The 14459-nt window shown below is 65.3% G+C and carries 13 protein-coding genes and 2 tRNA genes; 11 read left to right on the plus strand and 4 right to left on the minus strand.

Going from position 1 to position 14459, the window contains the following annotated elements:
* Positions 1 to 27: 27 nt before the first annotated feature.
* From ABE454_RS00775 to ABE454_RS00785, 3 genes are all read left to right on the plus strand, one after another.
* The gene (locus ABE454_RS00775; RefSeq protein ID WP_430825325.1) at positions 28 to 2376 is read left to right on the plus strand and encodes an ATP-dependent helicase; all 2349 of its coding nucleotides are present in this window, start codon (positions 28 to 30) and stop codon (positions 2374 to 2376) included.
* Positions 2373 to 3620 (plus strand): O-antigen ligase family protein, encoded by a 1248-nt coding sequence (locus ABE454_RS00780; RefSeq protein ID WP_346528052.1) that lies wholly within the window; start codon positions 2373 to 2375, stop codon positions 3618 to 3620. The genes ABE454_RS00775 and ABE454_RS00780 overlap by 4 nt, the downstream gene beginning before the upstream one ends.
* Positions 3621 to 3688: 68 nt before the next feature.
* A complete protein-coding gene (locus ABE454_RS00785) occupies positions 3689 to 5791 on the plus strand; it encodes a DNA topoisomerase IV subunit B (RefSeq protein ID WP_346528054.1) in 2103 nt (700 codons plus the stop codon).
* 417 nt (positions 5792 to 6208) lie between these two features.
* Here ABE454_RS00785 and ABE454_RS00790 read toward each other — a convergent pair.
* Positions 6209 to 6282, minus strand: a tRNA-Gln gene (locus tag ABE454_RS00790).
* Positions 6283 to 6500: 218 nt separating this feature from the next.
* On the opposite strand from ABE454_RS00790, the gene ABE454_RS00795 reads away from it, so the two are divergent.
* The 6 genes from ABE454_RS00795 to ABE454_RS00820 all read left to right on the plus strand — a co-directional run bounded on the left by ABE454_RS00795 (position 6501) and on the right by ABE454_RS00820 (position 11394).
* Positions 6501 to 6577 (plus strand) — tRNA-Pro (locus ABE454_RS00795).
* A gap of 81 nt (positions 6578 to 6658) precedes the next feature.
* Positions 6659 to 7207 (plus strand): DUF924 family protein, encoded by a 549-nt coding sequence (locus ABE454_RS00800; RefSeq protein WP_346528057.1) that lies wholly within the window; start codon positions 6659 to 6661, stop codon positions 7205 to 7207.
* A 79-nt stretch (positions 7208 to 7286) separates the two neighbouring features.
* Complete coding sequence (locus tag ABE454_RS00805; protein ID WP_346528059.1) at positions 7287 to 8609, plus strand: hypothetical protein; 1323 nt, start codon at positions 7287 to 7289, stop codon at positions 8607 to 8609.
* A gap of 121 nt (positions 8610 to 8730) precedes the next feature.
* Positions 8731 to 9588 carry a thymidylate synthase gene (locus ABE454_RS00810; protein ID WP_346528062.1) on the plus strand — a complete coding sequence of 286 codons (858 nt, stop codon included), beginning with the start codon at positions 8731 to 8733 and terminating at the stop codon, positions 9586 to 9588.
* Between the two features lie 741 nt (positions 9589 to 10329).
* Positions 10330 to 10632, plus strand: coding sequence for a phosphoribosyl-ATP pyrophosphohydrolase (locus tag ABE454_RS00815; protein ID WP_346528063.1), 303 nt, complete (start codon positions 10330 to 10332; stop codon positions 10630 to 10632).
* A 90-nt stretch (positions 10633 to 10722) separates the two neighbouring features.
* Positions 10723 to 11394: an aquaporin gene (locus tag ABE454_RS00820; protein WP_346528065.1), complete on the plus strand. Its 672-nt coding sequence runs from the start codon at positions 10723 to 10725 to the stop codon at positions 11392 to 11394.
* Here ABE454_RS00820 and ABE454_RS00825 read toward each other — a convergent pair whose 3' ends face one another.
* Positions 11395 to 11994 (minus strand): hypothetical protein, encoded by a 600-nt coding sequence (locus tag ABE454_RS00825; RefSeq protein ID WP_346528067.1) that lies wholly within the window; start codon positions 11992 to 11994, stop codon positions 11395 to 11397.
* 54 nt (positions 11995 to 12048) lie between these two features.
* Between ABE454_RS00825 and ABE454_RS00830 the strand changes: the two genes are divergently transcribed.
* Positions 12049 to 12576: a dihydrofolate reductase gene (locus ABE454_RS00830; RefSeq protein WP_346528070.1), complete on the plus strand. Its 528-nt coding sequence runs from the start codon at positions 12049 to 12051 to the stop codon at positions 12574 to 12576.
* Positions 12577 to 12593: 17 nt separating this feature from the next.
* Positions 12594 to 12917 (plus strand): YbjQ family protein, encoded by a 324-nt coding sequence (locus ABE454_RS00835; protein ID WP_346528071.1) that lies wholly within the window; start codon positions 12594 to 12596, stop codon positions 12915 to 12917.
* On the opposite strand, the gene ABE454_RS00840 is transcribed toward ABE454_RS00835, so the two are convergent.
* Both ABE454_RS00840 and ABE454_RS00845 read right to left on the minus strand, forming a co-directional pair.
* Entirely contained in the window at positions 12914 to 13336 is a 423-nt protein-coding gene (locus tag ABE454_RS00840) for a universal stress protein (protein WP_346528073.1), read from the minus strand. The genes ABE454_RS00835 and ABE454_RS00840 overlap by 4 nt on opposite strands.
* 11 nt (positions 13337 to 13347) lie before the next feature.
* Positions 13348 to 14415 (minus strand): Mrp/NBP35 family ATP-binding protein, encoded by a 1068-nt coding sequence (locus ABE454_RS00845; RefSeq protein ID WP_346528074.1) that lies wholly within the window; start codon positions 14413 to 14415, stop codon positions 13348 to 13350.
* Between the last annotated feature and the right edge of the window lie 44 nt (positions 14416 to 14459).

The following is a 14459-nucleotide window of genomic DNA, read 5'->3' on the forward strand; positions in this document are numbered from 1 at the left end:
GCGCCCTGCCCGTCCCGCCGCCGCCGAGTGCTTGCCCCTGTGACCGACCTGCCCGCTCCCCGCATTTCCGACCTCGCCCGCGCCCAGACTCCGCAAGGCGCGGCGGCCGACTATCTGGCGGGCCTGAACCCCGAACAGCGCGAGGCGGTGGAGACGACCGAGGGGCCGGTGCTGGTGCTGGCGGGCGCCGGCACGGGCAAGACGCGCGTCCTGACCACCCGTCTGGCGCACATTCTGGCGACCGGCCGGGCCAAGCCGTGGGAACTGCTGGTCGTCACCTTCACCAACAAGGCCGCGCGCGAGATGCGCGAGCGGATCGGCCATCTGATCGGCCCGTCGTCCGAAGGCTTACGCTGGCTGGGCACCTTCCACTCGGTCGCGGCGCAGATTCTGCGTCGCCATGCGGAGCTGGTCGGGCTGAAGTCCAGCTTCACCATCCTGGACACCGACGATCAGGAACGGCTGCTGAAGCAGCTTCTGGAAGCGGCCAATATCGACACCAAGCGGTTCACGCCCAAGTCGCTGGCCCATATGATCGACCACTGGAAGAACCGCGGCTGGACGCCTGACAAGTTGCCGCCGGGCGAGGACTTCGCCAACGGCAAGGGCCCGGCGCTGTACGCCGCCTATCAGGCGCGGCTGGCGACGCTGAACGCCTGCGACTTCGGCGACCTGTTGCTGCACAACATCACCATCCTGTCGAAACATGCTGATCTGGCGGAGGAATATCGCCGCAGGTTCCGCTATATTCTGGTGGACGAATATCAGGACACCAACGTCGCCCAGTATCTGTGGCTGCGGCTGCTGACCTCCTCGACCGGCAATGTCTGCTGCGTCGGCGACGACGATCAGTCGATCTATGGCTGGCGCGGGGCCGAGGTGGACAACATCCTGCGGTTCGAGCGCGACTTCCCCGGCGCCAAGGTCATCCGCCTGGAGCGCAACTATCGCTCGACCAAGCACATCCTCGGCGCCGCCTCGGCCCTGATCGCGGCCAATCAGGACCGGCTGGGCAAGACCCTGTGGACCGAGGACGACAGCGGCGACAAGGTGCGGGTGCGCGGCGTCTGGGACGGCGAGGCCGAGGCCCGCCTGATCGCCGACGAGATCGAGACCGCGCGCAAGCAGGGCATGAATTACAAGGACATGGCCGTCCTTGTTCGCGCATCCTTCCAGATGCGGGCGTTTGAAGAACGCTTCCTGATGCTGGCCATTCCCTATGTCGTCATCGGCGGTCCGCGCTTCTTCGAGCGAGCGGAAATCCGCGACGCCCACGCCTATCTGCGACTGATCCAGTCCGAGGACGACGATCTGGCGTTCGAGCGCATCGTCAACGTCCCCAAGCGCGGCATCGGCGACACCAGCGTCCAGAAAATCCTGCACATCGCGCGCGAGAACGGCGTCTCGGCCATGCAGGCGGTGCGCCACCTGATCACGACGGACGAGCTTCAGGCGCGCACCCGCACGCCGCTGGCCAACTTCGTGCGCGATCTGGACCGCTGGCGCGACCTGATGGCGATGGGCACGCCCCACTGGCAGGTGACGGAGACCCTGCTGGACGAGAGCGGATACACCGCCATGCAGAAGGCCGACCGCACCAGCGGCCAGACGCGCTTGGACAACCTGAAGGAACTGACCCAGTCGATGCAGTCGTTCGAGACGCTGCAGGCCTATCTGGAGCATGTTTCGCTGGTCATGGACCTGGAGCGCCGCGACGAGAACGCCGACGGATCGGGCTCGGTGCAGATCATGACCCTGCACGGCGCCAAGGGGCTGGAGTTCCCGCTGGTCTTCCTGCCCGGCTGGGAGGAAGGCGTCTTCCCCAGCCAGCGCAGCATCGACGAGAAGGGCGTGAAGGGGTTGGAGGAGGAGCGCCGCCTGGCCTACGTCGGCGTCACCCGCGCCAAGCAGGACGCGCGCATCAGCTTCGCCGCCAACCGCATGGTCTATGGCCGCTGGACCTCTCAACTGCCCAGCCGCTTCGTCGATGAACTGCCGATCGCCCACGTCGAGCCGCAGTCGGACACCGGCTATTACGGCGCCTCGACCGGGATGAAGGAGGCCAAGAGCCGCTGGGACGACGCCCCCTCCTTCGGCGGCAGCTATTCCAGCCCCGGCTGGAAACGCGCCCAGACCTATACCGCCGCCCAGACGCCCAAGCCCGCCTACGCCCGCCGTGCGGTGATCGAGGGCGAAGGCCGCCTGATCGCCACCGCCGATCCCAAGGCGGCGTCCGGCTGGTTGCGCGGCGACAGGGTCTTCCATCAGAAGTTCGGCTATGGTCAGGTCCGCGCGGTTGAAGGGAACAAGCTGGTGGTCAGTTTCGACAAGGCGGGCGAGAAGAAGGTCATCGACACCTTCGTGGAGAAGGCGTGACGGGGGCCAGCGCCCTTCGACGTCCTGACCCCGACGCCCCCACCCTGTGGGAACAGGCGGCGGCCGGGCTGATCCTGACCCTGCTGTCCGGCGCCCTGCTGGGTCCGATCTTCGCGCCCCAGCAGGAAGAGACGCCGGTGCTGCGGCTGATCTGGCCGCCGATCTATCTGGTGATCCTGGGGCTGGCAGCGTTTCGCGCGCGGCGCATGGCGACGGCCTGGCCCGCCTTCATTCCCCTGCTGCTGATGATCGCCATGGCGCTGGCGTCCAGCCTGTGGTCGCAGGCGCCGGATGTGACGGAGCGGCGCGTGCTGGCGCTGGGGCTGACCGGGGTGTTCGCCGTCTATCTGGGCGCCGTGTTTCGCGGGATCGCCCTGCCCCGGATGCTGACGGCGACCTTTCTGATTCTGGGGCTGTGCAGCCTGATCGCCGTCTTCGCCTTTCCCGGCTTCGGCATCCACCACGACGCCAACCCCGGCATGTGGCGCGGCGTCTGGTACGAGAAGAACCAGCTGGGGATGCTGATGTCGGCCGGTCTGATCGCGGCCACGGCCCTGTGGGCGTCGCCGGGCGCGACGTGGGACCGGCAGCTGGCGCTGACGGCCATGGCGGTGTGCGCGCTGGCCCTGTTGGGGTCGCAGTCCAAGACCGCCCTGATCATGGCCATGCTGGGCGGCGGACTGGTGGTGCTGTGCGGCCTGATCCGGCGTACGGGGCCGGTGTTCGGCATCATCGCCGTATGGTGTCTGGGCGTGGCTCTGGTCGGCGGGTTGTGGGTGTGGAGCGAGTTCTCGGTCGAGATACTGGCCCTGTTCGGCAAGGACCCCAGCCTGACCGGACGCACCGAAATCTGGGACGCCATCACCCGCATGACCGAACGCAGGCCGTGGCTGGGCTATGGCTACAGCGCCTTCTGGCTGCAACACACCGAACCGATGGAGTGGATCCGGCATGAGACCGGCTGGCGCGTGCCGTCGGCGCACCAGGGCTGGTTGGACCTGCGCGCGGAACTGGGCTGGGCGGGCGTCTGTCTGGTGGGCGCCATCGTGGCCGTGACCTCGGCGGCGGTGCTGATCCGCCTGTCCACGTTGGGGCGGCGCGAGGGGTACTGGAGCCTGGCCTGGCTGGCGGCCTTCCTGCTGCTCAGCCTGTCGGAAAGCGTGCTGATGCGGCACCAGGATTTGCCGTGGACCCTGTTCATGGCGCTGATGGCGCGTAACCTGATCCCGGACCGGCCTGACTGATCCGGGCCTTGCCCCCGCCCTCTTCGAAGCCTACCAGACCCTGCCCCGAATCGCCGCAAAATGCTCTGATGGACGACCTGTTTTCCAAGCTCGACGACGCCGAACCGGCCAAGCCCGCCGCCCCTGCTCCTGCCCGGGCTCCCGCTGCGGCGCCCGCTCCTGTGGCGGCGGCTCCGGCCGCGCCTGAGCCGAAGGTCGCGGCCACGCCCGCCGCTTCCGCTGCGGCCAGCGAGGCGGCCGCCACCGGCTATTCCGCCTCATCGATCGAGGTGCTGGAGGGGCTGGAGCCTGTCCGCAAACGCCCCGGCATGTATATCGGCGGCACCGACGAGCGCGCCCTGCACCACCTGTTCGCCGAAGTGCTGGACAATGCGATGGACGAAGCCGTCGCCAAGCACGCCAAACTGATCACCGTCGATCTGGACGCCGAAGGCTATCTGTCGGTGCGCGACGACGGGCGCGGCATTCCGGTCGACCCGCACCCGCGCCATCCCGGCAAGTCGGCGCTGGAAGTCGTCATGACGGTGCTGCACTCGGGCGGCAAATTCTCGGGCAAGGCCTATGAGACGTCGGGCGGCCTGCACGGCGTCGGCGTCTCGGTCGTCAACGCCCTGTCGGAGAGTCTGGACGTCACCGTCTGGCGCGACGGCTTTGAATGGCGCCAGTCCTTCAGCCGGGGCCTGTCGCAGGGCCCGATCCAGCAGGTCGGCCCCTCGAAGAAGAAGGGCACCCTGATCCGGTTCAAGCCGGATGAGCAGATTTTCGGCGCCGGGGCCGCCTTCAAGCCCGCGCGCCTGTTCCGCATGACGCGGGCCAAGGCCTATCTGTTCCGCGGCGTCGAAATCCGCTGGACCTGCGCCCCGGAACGCATCACCGACGCCACGCCAGCACAGGCGACGCTGCACTTCCCCGGCGGGCTGGCCGACGCCCTGGCCGAGCGCGTGGGCGAGATCGAGACCGTCACTCCCGTCTTCGCCGGGCGCGTTGAACGCAAGGGCGAGGCGGGCGCGCTGGAATGGGCCGTCACCTGGTCGCCGATCGGGTTCGGCGACGCGGACAGCTTCGTCGCCTCCTACTGCAACACCGTCTCGACCCCCGACGGCGGCACGCACGAGGCCGGGTTCCGCGCCGCCCTGGTCAAGGGTCTGAAGGCCTATGGCGAGTTGATCAACGAGAAGCGCGCCGCCCAGATCACGGCCGAGGATGTCATCGCCAATGCGGGCGCCCTGATCTCCATCTTCATCCGCAATCCCGAGTTTCAGGGCCAGACCAAGGACCGCCTGTCCTCGCCCGAGGGCGCGCGTCTGGCCGAACAGCTGTTGCGCGACCCGTTCGACCACTGGCTGACCGAAAGCCCGAAACAGGCCAACGCCCTGCTCGGCTTCGTCGTCGACCGCGCCGAGGACCGCCTGCGCCGCCGCAAGGACAAGGAAGTCCAGCGCGCCGCCGCCACGCGCAAGCTGCGCCTGCCCGGCAAGCTGTCGGACTGCTCGCGTCAGGCCGCCGAAGGCACCGAACTGTTCATCGTCGAGGGCGACTCGGCCGGCGGCTCGGCCAAACAGGCGCGCGACCGCACGACCCAGGCCATCCTGCCCCTGCGCGGCAAGATCCTGAACGTCGCCTCGGCCACGGCGGACAAGCTGCGCGCCAACGTCGAGCTGACCGACCTGATGCTGGCCTTGGGCGTGCAGGCGGGCAGCCGCTTCAGCGTCGACGACCTGCGCTATGAGCGCGTGGTCATCATGACTGACGCCGACGTCGACGGCGCCCACATCGCGGCCCTGCTGATCACCTTCTTCTACCGCTCCATGCCGGACCTGATCCGTCAGGGACGGCTGTATATGGCCCTGCCGCCGCTCTATCGGATTTCGGCGGGTCCGCTGTCGGAATACGCCCGCGACGACGCCCACCGCGACGAACTGCTGGCCACCGTATTCAAGGGCAAGAAGACCGAGATCGGCCGGTTCAAGGGTCTGGGCGAGATGATGGCCTCTCAGCTGAAAGAGACCACCATGGACCCGAAGAAGCGGACCCTGGCCCGCATCGCCCTGCCCGACACCGAGGAAGAGATCGAGGATCTGGTCGAGCGCCTGATGGGCCGCAAGGCCGAGGCCCGCTATAACTTCATCCAGGAAAACGCCCGCTTCGCCCAGGCGGATCTGGACGTCTGACGGCGTCCGCCGTCGCCTTTGCGGCGACGGCGGCTTAGCCACGACCCAGCGATCATCTCCGATGCTGAGAAACGCATGATCGCCTCCCAGGAAGGCCGTTAGGACGGCTTTCGGCGCCCAGCACTCAAATCCGCGCAGAGCGCGCTCCCCTTCATGCTTGGCGTGATTTTCGTCAGCTACTGCCAGAGCTTCGGCGTCAGGAAGTATTTGCAGAACATCTCGTTATGGAATTGAAGGCCGGCGCCCAGCTTCGGCCATGCCTTTCGATCCTGAATCATCGAAATTGAACCCGACGTCCTCGCGAAGGCGATGATGGAAATCTACTCCAGATTTCTGGAACAGACAGGCAGTTGTGAATGCGATGTAAAACCTGAGCCCTGAAGGGAGCGCTCAAGGCGCTCAACCCTTACAGGACGGTGGCTGGGGAACTAGGACTCGAACCTAGAATGACGGTACCAAAAACCGTAGTGTTACCATTACACCATTCCCCAGCAGTCCGGTGTGCCCGCCGAGGCGCTTTGCGTCGCGGCGAGGGCGGTCATCTACGCCAAGGTTTCGGGGGATGCAACACCTGAAAACGAAAGATTTTTCATCGACCGGAGACTTTTTTCCAATGCCGCATTTACCCGCTTGCGGGGGGCGGTTGGCATGGCTATAAGCCCCCTCCTCGACGCAGGTGGCGGCCCACGGATCGCCTGAATGCGTAAGTCGGAGTGTGGCTCAGTCTGGTAGAGCACCGCGTTCGGGACGCGGGGGTCGCAGGTTCGAATCCTGCCACTCCGACCATTTTTCCCTACATATTTATGTGATGCCCGCGCGGGGCTCTCGTACGGTGCGTTTTCACGCACTGCTGATAGTCTCGCCCGCATGACACAGCTGCTCTCTCCCTCCGATGTGCTGGACTTCTGGATTCAGGCCGGCCCTGAAAAATGGTTCGCCAAGGACTCGGCGTTTGATCACGCCTTCAGCGACCTCTGCTGCGATACCCATTATGCGGCGGCGCGACGTGAGTTGGACCACTGGCTGGATGACGCCAATTCTGCGCTGGCGCTCATCATCCTTTTGGATCAGCTGCCCAGAAACGCCTTCCGTGAGACGGCGCATATGTTCGCAACTGATCCGCTAGCGCTGAAGCTCACCAAACAAGCGGTCGAGATGGGGCACGATCGGAACGTCTCGCCTGAACTTCGTCCCTTTCTACTTATGCCGCTGATGCACTCTGAAACGCTGGCGGATCAGGAATTGCTGCTGACCCTGCTGGATCAAAGCACGGAAGCTGAGACCTACAGATTCGCCGTCATCCATCGCGACATCATCGCCCGGTTCGGTCGCTTTCCACACCGGAACGTCTGCCTGGGTCGCGACACAACGCCCCAAGAACAGGACTTTCTGGCCTCTGGAGGCTTCTCAGGTTAACCGAACGTCGGCTTGCGACTGCGTTACAATTTGGGTGAGGCTAAGGCGAACGCCATTACGAACATGGATCGCCATCCTTATGAATCGCCTAACCCTCGCCCTGACCGTCACGACCGCGTTGATTGCGGCCTCCGCCGCGCCTGCGGAAGCCCAGGTCCGCTTCGCCCGGAAGAACAAGAGCGAGGCTGCGCCTGTCGTTAATGAGATCCCTCGCTGCAGCCAGAATCTGGGCACCGTCGCGATCGCCGAGACGCAAGGCGCCCTGTTCAGTCAGATGGGCATGGGCGCGCCCACGGAACTGATGCGGACAGTGATCCGCGAATCCGGCTGCTTCACACTGATCGAGCGCGGTCCCGGCATGGATCTGGTGGAGCGGGAACGCAACCTGGGCGGCGCTACGCGCGTGCGCACTGCTGATTTCGTGCTGGTCGCCGAACTGGCCAACTCGATCGACACCACGGACAATGATCGCGGCTCGGGCCTGCTGGGCTCGCTGGCGGCTGTCGGCGGACGCGCCTTGCTGACCGCAGGCGTTGCGGCCGCTGCCGGCGGTGATGTGGGCGGTGGATTTGGCGGCCTCGGCGGGCTTGCAGGACTGGGCGGTTTTGGTGCTGAAGCCGGGATCAGTCCCCTGCAGATGCAGGCCCTGAACGCCGCCGTGAACATGGCCGGAGGCGCCCTGACCGGCCAGGGCGGCCAACAACAGGCTGCGCCGGATCTGAACGCGAATACGGTCGAACGGATTCGCGACCTCAAGAAGGATATCGGGCGGGGCAAGGAAGACGCTCAGGTGGTCTTCTCTCTGGCCAGCGTGCCGCTGGCGGAAACGGTGGGCAACACCCGCGCCGTCGCGAACAAGGATGACCTGCGCAGCCTGCGTATCCGCGACAACCAGTTCGGCGGCCGCGTCGGCGCCGGTTATGAGAATCAGGATGAGGGCAAGATCATCGCCCTGGCGATGGTGCGCGGCTATGCCGATCTGGTGACGGGTCTGGGCGGCATGGGCGCTGAGGTCCCTGAGATCACGCGCGCCAACCGCGAAGCCGTCGCGGCAGAGGCCGCCGGGCGTGAGGCGGATGTCCGCCGTCAGGCAGTTGAAGAATGTCGCCTGATTGAGCGTGAAGAACGCGAGCGCGAGGCAGAACGCCGCCGTATCCGTGAAGAAATCCGTCGCGAGGAAGAAGGCCGTCGTCGCGTCGCCGAACGCCCGTCAATGTCGAGCCGCAGCCTGGCCCTGCCGACCATCCTGCGCACCGCCCCCGAGGGCGAGACCATCCGCCCGCTGGCCGCCCGCGACGTGGTCTTCCCGACCGGCAAGGAGCGTGGCGAATGGGTCGAGGTGCTGGACGGCGACGACAACATCGGCTGGGTTCAGAATGAGCGCCTGGCCCCCTCCTACTGATCCTCGGACAAGGATGAAAAACCAAGCGCCCGTTGGTTCGACTGACGGGCGTTTCTCTTTTCTGTGAGCAAGCGAATCGGGCGCCTGCCCTGATGCACGAATCAGAGGCATCCTGTTCGACATGAACGCCGCCGTCGTCCCTGCCGATCTTGAAGCCCGCACGGCGGCCGCGCCTGCCGACCATCCTGAATGGCAGTATCTGAACCTGCTGCGGGATATCCTCGACAACGGCGTGCGGCGTGACGACCGGACGGGCACCGGGACGCTGGGCGTCTTCGGCCGTCAGATGCGGTTCGATCTGTCCAAGGGCTTTCCCCTGCTGACGACGAAGAAGCTGCATACGCGGTCCATCTTCATCGAACTGCTGTGGTTCCTGCGCGGCGAGACCAACATCGCATGGCTGAAGGAAAACGGCGTGCGCATCTGGGACGAGTGGGCCGACGCCAACGGCGATCTCGGCCCGGTCTACGGCAAGCAGTGGCGGTCGTGGGCCGCGCCGGACGGCCGGAGCATCGACCAGATCCAGAAGCTGCTTCATGGCCTGAAGACCAACCCCAACAGCCGCCGCCACATCGTCAGCGCCTGGAACCCAGCCGATGTCGATGACATGGCCCTGCCGCCCTGTCATTGCCTGTTCCAGTTCTTCGTCGCGGACGGGAAGCTGAGCTGCCAGCTGTATCAGCGCTCGGCCGATGTCTTTCTGGGCGTGCCGTTCAACATCGCCTCCTACGCCCTGCTGACCCATATGCTGGCCAAGGTCGTGGGGCTGGAGCCGGGCGATTTCGTCCACACCTTCGGCGACGCCCACCTGTATCTGAACCATCTGGAGCAGGCGCAGCTGCAACTGACGCGCGCGCCCCTGCCCCTGCCGACCCTGACGGTGGCGGACAAGGACGATCTGTTCGGCTTTGAGCTGTCGGACTTCGTGCTGAACGACTACCAATCCTGGCCGCATATCAAGGCCGCTGTCGCCATATAGAGCAGGAGCTCTCTCAAAATGTCTGCACCAAAGCAGCCACAGTCGCATGTATTTCTCAAGGAGAGCGTCCCGGTGGCAAAGTCCCCATCTCCTCCTCCCTCATCGTCGGGCACAGAGAGGAAGTAAAATGCCCCTCTCTCCTAGACAGCCGCCTCGACCTTCGCCAAGCCCTAGTGAAAAAAGCTCGGTACCGGTCCCCAGATCTCCTACGCCACCGCCGCCGCCGCCGCCGCCACCACCACGCAGATAGATTTGCCTACCAGCGCTTCAGTTAATTTTGCAGACTGGATAGCCGCCGCAGCTGCATGCGTTAGCGCTTTGCTTCTAGTTGCCCAAATCAGGCACAGCGCACGAGTCTCAGCTACAGACACCACAAGGCGATTCATTGAAGAAACGAGAGAATGCTGGGACAATTGCAAAATTGCAGCGGGGATGGATCCGTTTGATGTCGACAAATTTAGAAATGAGCTAGGAAAATTTATAGCCCAACTTGAACTCAATGCGGCCACACTTGCTGAAATACAATTGCCTGACCGGCTTCATATGCTAATTGATCGAACAATCATTTCATTTGTAAATGAAATGATCGCAGCCTCATACGATCGTTACTTACTTGAAATCTTTTCTATAGAAAACATGTGCCCGTGTTTGAAAGACTTTTGCCTCCAACGGGTCGAAATGTTTAATGACAAAGATCGAACCATGAACGCATTTTCTATTTCTAGACCACAGTATGTATAAATGATTTCGATTGAGAAGCTCACTGTAGATGTTCTCCGCATCTCCGACATCTATGCGCGCGAGCATGCGATCGACCGCGACCGCGACTGGGCCCTGCTGAAGCTGCAGGAAGAACTGGGCGAGATGACCGCCGAACACCTGCGCCTGACCAGCCGGGCGCGCGGCGTCGCCAATCCTCAGGCGTTGGCCGATGAGGCGGCGGACGTGCTGGGAATGTTGCTGATCTATTGCGACCGCGCCGGCGTCGACCTGAACGCCGCGATGGAGCGTAAATGGTTGAGCTGGCTGAAGGCTGAAGCGTAAACTCACGTAACGTCGGGTGGCGAATTTCGCTGCTTCAGCGCACCCTCCTGCGCAATCCGCCATGAGGCGGTGAATGGACCGGAGGGTTTCATGGTCAAGAAGTTTGCCGCCGAACTGATCGGCACATTGGTTCTGGTGCTGTTCGGGTGCGGCGCCGCCGTGCTGGGCGGCTTTGACCAGGTCGGACAACTGGGCATCGCCCTGGCGTTCGGCTTCGCCATCGTCGCCATGGCGTATGGCATCGGCCCGGTGTCGGGCTGCCACGTCAATCCTGCCGTCAGCCTGGGCGCCTTCGTCGCCGGGCGGATGAGCGCCAAGGACATGATCGTCTACTGGATCGCCCAATTCATCGGCGCCGTTCTGGGCGCGGCCATTCTGGGCATGATCGCCAAGACCGGCTTCGCCAATCTGGGCCAGAACGGATTCGACGCCGGGTCGCCGGGCGGATACGGCCTGCAGGCGGCGCTGACGTTCGAAATCGTCGCCACCGCCATCTTCCTGATCGCCATTCTGGGCGTGACGGGAGCCAAGGGTCATGGCGCCTTTGCGGGCATCGCCATCGGCATCACCCTGGCGGTCATCCACATCGTCGGCATTCAGGTGACGGGCGTGTCGGTCAACCCGGCCCGCAGCTTCGGCCCGGCCCTGCTGGCGGGCGGTCAGGCCCTGAGCCAGGTCTGGGTATTCTTCGCCGCCCCGGCGATCGGCGCGGTGATCGGCGGGCTGCTGTTCCGTTCGAAACTGCTGGAACCGGACGCCTGATCAGACGGTGACGGCGCTGTCCGGCGCCGTCATCGGCATTCGCGCCAGCCGCTTGCTGAGCGCATCCCTGTCTTCGGGCGCGGGCGACAGAACCACGCTGTTCTTGACCGCGCCCATCGACACCGTGGCCCGATACGCCATGACGCCGCCCTCGCGCAGCAGGAAGCTGGCGACCGCCGCATTGTTCTGAGGCCCGGCCAGACCGCCGAAGCCCGCCGTCAGTTCATGCTCGCCCGGATCGACGGCGATGGCGGTGAATTTGCCGCCCTTGATCTGGGCGAACTCACGTCCGTCCAGCGCCAGATTCATGCCCGCCGCCATGGCGACGAACCCCTCACGATAGACGATGAGCAGCGCCTTGCCCGGCTGCGGCGTCAGGCTGGCCGCAGCCGAACGGTCGGCCTCAGAGGCGGCCACGCCCGCCCTGTTCCCCGCCAGATTGGCCATGATGTAGGCGACAAAGGCTCCCACAAGCGCGCCAGTAATGAACGGCATCGCTCCAAAGTCCGCACCGATGGCGACGCCCAACAGGCCCAGCAGTAAGGCGACGGCCAGGAGAACGATGAATCCGACGATCAACGGCTTGGCGTACTTGTTCATCGGGGCCTCCGGGCGCATGTGACGAGTGAATCGCAGCAACAACGGAAAACCAGCTTGGCTGTTCCTTCAATCGCTCTTGTCGTCGCCCGCGCCAAAAACGGCGTGATCGGTCGGGACGGCGACCTGCCGTGGCGACTGCGCTCGGACCTGCAAAGGTTCAAGGCCGTGACCATGGGCAAGCCCTGCATCATGGGCCGCAAGACGTGGGAGAGCCTGCCGCTGAAGCCCCTGCCCGGCCGGTTGAACATCATCCTGACCAAGGATGAATCCTATGCCGAGTCAGGACTGGCCAAGGGCGCCGTGGTCTGTTCCAACCTCGACGAGGCCCTGTCCATCGCCCGCGAACAGGCGTCCGAGGATGGTCTGGACGAGGTCTGCATCATTGGCGGCACGGCGATCTTCGCCGCCGCCCTGCCCCGCGCCCGTCGTCTGTATATCACCGAGGTCGAGGCCGAACCGGAGGGCGACGCCGTCTTTCCGGCCTTTGACGAAACCGCCTTTGTCCGCACCGCGTTCGAACCGCATGAAGCGGGCGAAAAGGACGACCACGCCTTCGCCTTCACCGTTCTGGATCGCCGCTGAGCCTCAGGAGAATCGCCATGATCGTCGCCACCACCAATGACCTGGCCGGTCATCGCATCGTGCGCCAGCTGGGCGTAGTGCGCGGAATCACCGTGCGTTCGCGCAACGTCATCTCGGACGCCATCGGCGGCGTGCAGTCGATGATCGGCGGCAAGGTCGGCGCCTATGTCAAACTGGCCGAAGCCGCCCGGCAGGAGGCGTATGACGACCTGATCGCCCATGCGCGGGAGATCGGCGCCAACGCCATCCTGGCCATGCGCTACGACGCCAATGAGATCATGCCCGGCGTGACCGAAGTCCTCGCCTATGGCACGGCCGTGGTCGTAGAGCCGGACGCCTAGCGCGCGATCGTCACGCTGACCGGCGCGCGGGCGGCGACGGCCTTGGCCACCGAGCCCATCAGCCAGTCCGCCACGCCCTTGCGGTCGCCGGTGCCGACGACGATGTGATCGGCGCCCAGTTCGCCGGCCGCGCGGATCAGGGCGTCAGCGACGTCGCGACCTTCGGTCGTTACGGCGTCGACGGCGTCGCAATGACGCTTGGCCTCGGTCATCGAGCGCATAAGGATGGCGTCCTGCTCCTCGGCCTTCCAGGCGCGGATGTCCGGATGGCCGCTGGCCGAACTGAGCGGATTGACCGCCACCAGCGCCACACGACCGCCCCGGGCGTTGGCCAGTTGCGCCGCCAGACGCACCGCAGACCCGGCATGGTCGCTGCCGTCGATGCCGACGACGACCGTCTTCCTGTTCTGATCGACCATACTGTTTCTCCTTACAGCTTCAGGGCTTCAGCAAGCTGTTCGGCGATTCTGCCGAAACAACGAGACGCCGGATGATCCGGCTGGGCTGCGACCAGGGGCCGGCCCGCGTCGCCGGCCTGTCTGAGCGCGCCCTCCAGCGGCAGGCTGCCGAGGAAGGGAACCTTCAGCCGTCCGGCCTCGACCTCGGCGCCGCCGCGCCCGAAGACATCGCCGCTCATGTTCTCGACCAAGCCTAGCGTAGGGACGCCGACCTTGTCGAACAGCGTATGCGCGCGGCGCGCATCGGCCAACGCGACTTCCTGAGGCGTCGAGACGATCACCGCTCCGTCCAGCGGCGTCTTCTGGATCAGGGTCAGCTGCACGTCGCCAGTGCCCGGCGGCAGGTCGATGACCAGCACGTCCAGCGGCTGATCCTGCGTGCCCCAGCGGGTCTGGGTCAGCATCTGATTGATGGCCTGCGACGCCATCGGCCCGCGCCAGATCATGGCGTCCTCGGCCTTGGTCAGCAGGCCAACGGACATGGCTTTCAAGCCATGCGCGACGTGCGGGACCATGGCGCCGTCCTCATAGGCGGGCTGGCCCGACAGGCCCATCATCGTCGGCAGCGACGGACCATAGACATCCGCATCCAGCACCCCGACCGACAGGCCGCGCGCCGCCAGCGCCGCCGCCAGATTGACCGAGACAGTGGACTTGCCGACCCCGCCCTTGCCGCTGGCCACGGCCAGAACGCGCTTCACATGGGCGGGCCGGTCGGTCGGAACCGGCGCCTTGGGCCGTCCCTGATCGGTCGCAGCCTTGGACAGGCCTGCGGTGCGGCGCGGCGCGGCGGCCACAGCCTCGGCGGTCAGGACGACCGACACCCGATCCATGCCCGGCAAAGCTTTCAGCGCCGCCTCGGCCGCGTCGCGGACGGGGGCGTAGAGCGCCGTCTCATGGGCCGGGACTTCCATGACGAAGCCTGCGCGTCCCTCGGCTACGACCAGTCCCTGCACCAGCCCGGCCGCCGCCAGCCCCTGACCCGATTTCGGATCGGTCACGGCGTCGAGGGCGGCGAGGACGGCGGCGCGGTCGGTCACGATGAAGACTCCTTACATGGCCCGACAGACTTGCCGGGCCGATG

Origin of the sequence: Brevundimonas diminuta (assembly GCF_039673845.1) — a bacterium.
Taxonomy (GTDB): Bacteria; Pseudomonadota; Alphaproteobacteria; order Caulobacterales; family Caulobacteraceae; genus Brevundimonas; species Brevundimonas diminuta_E.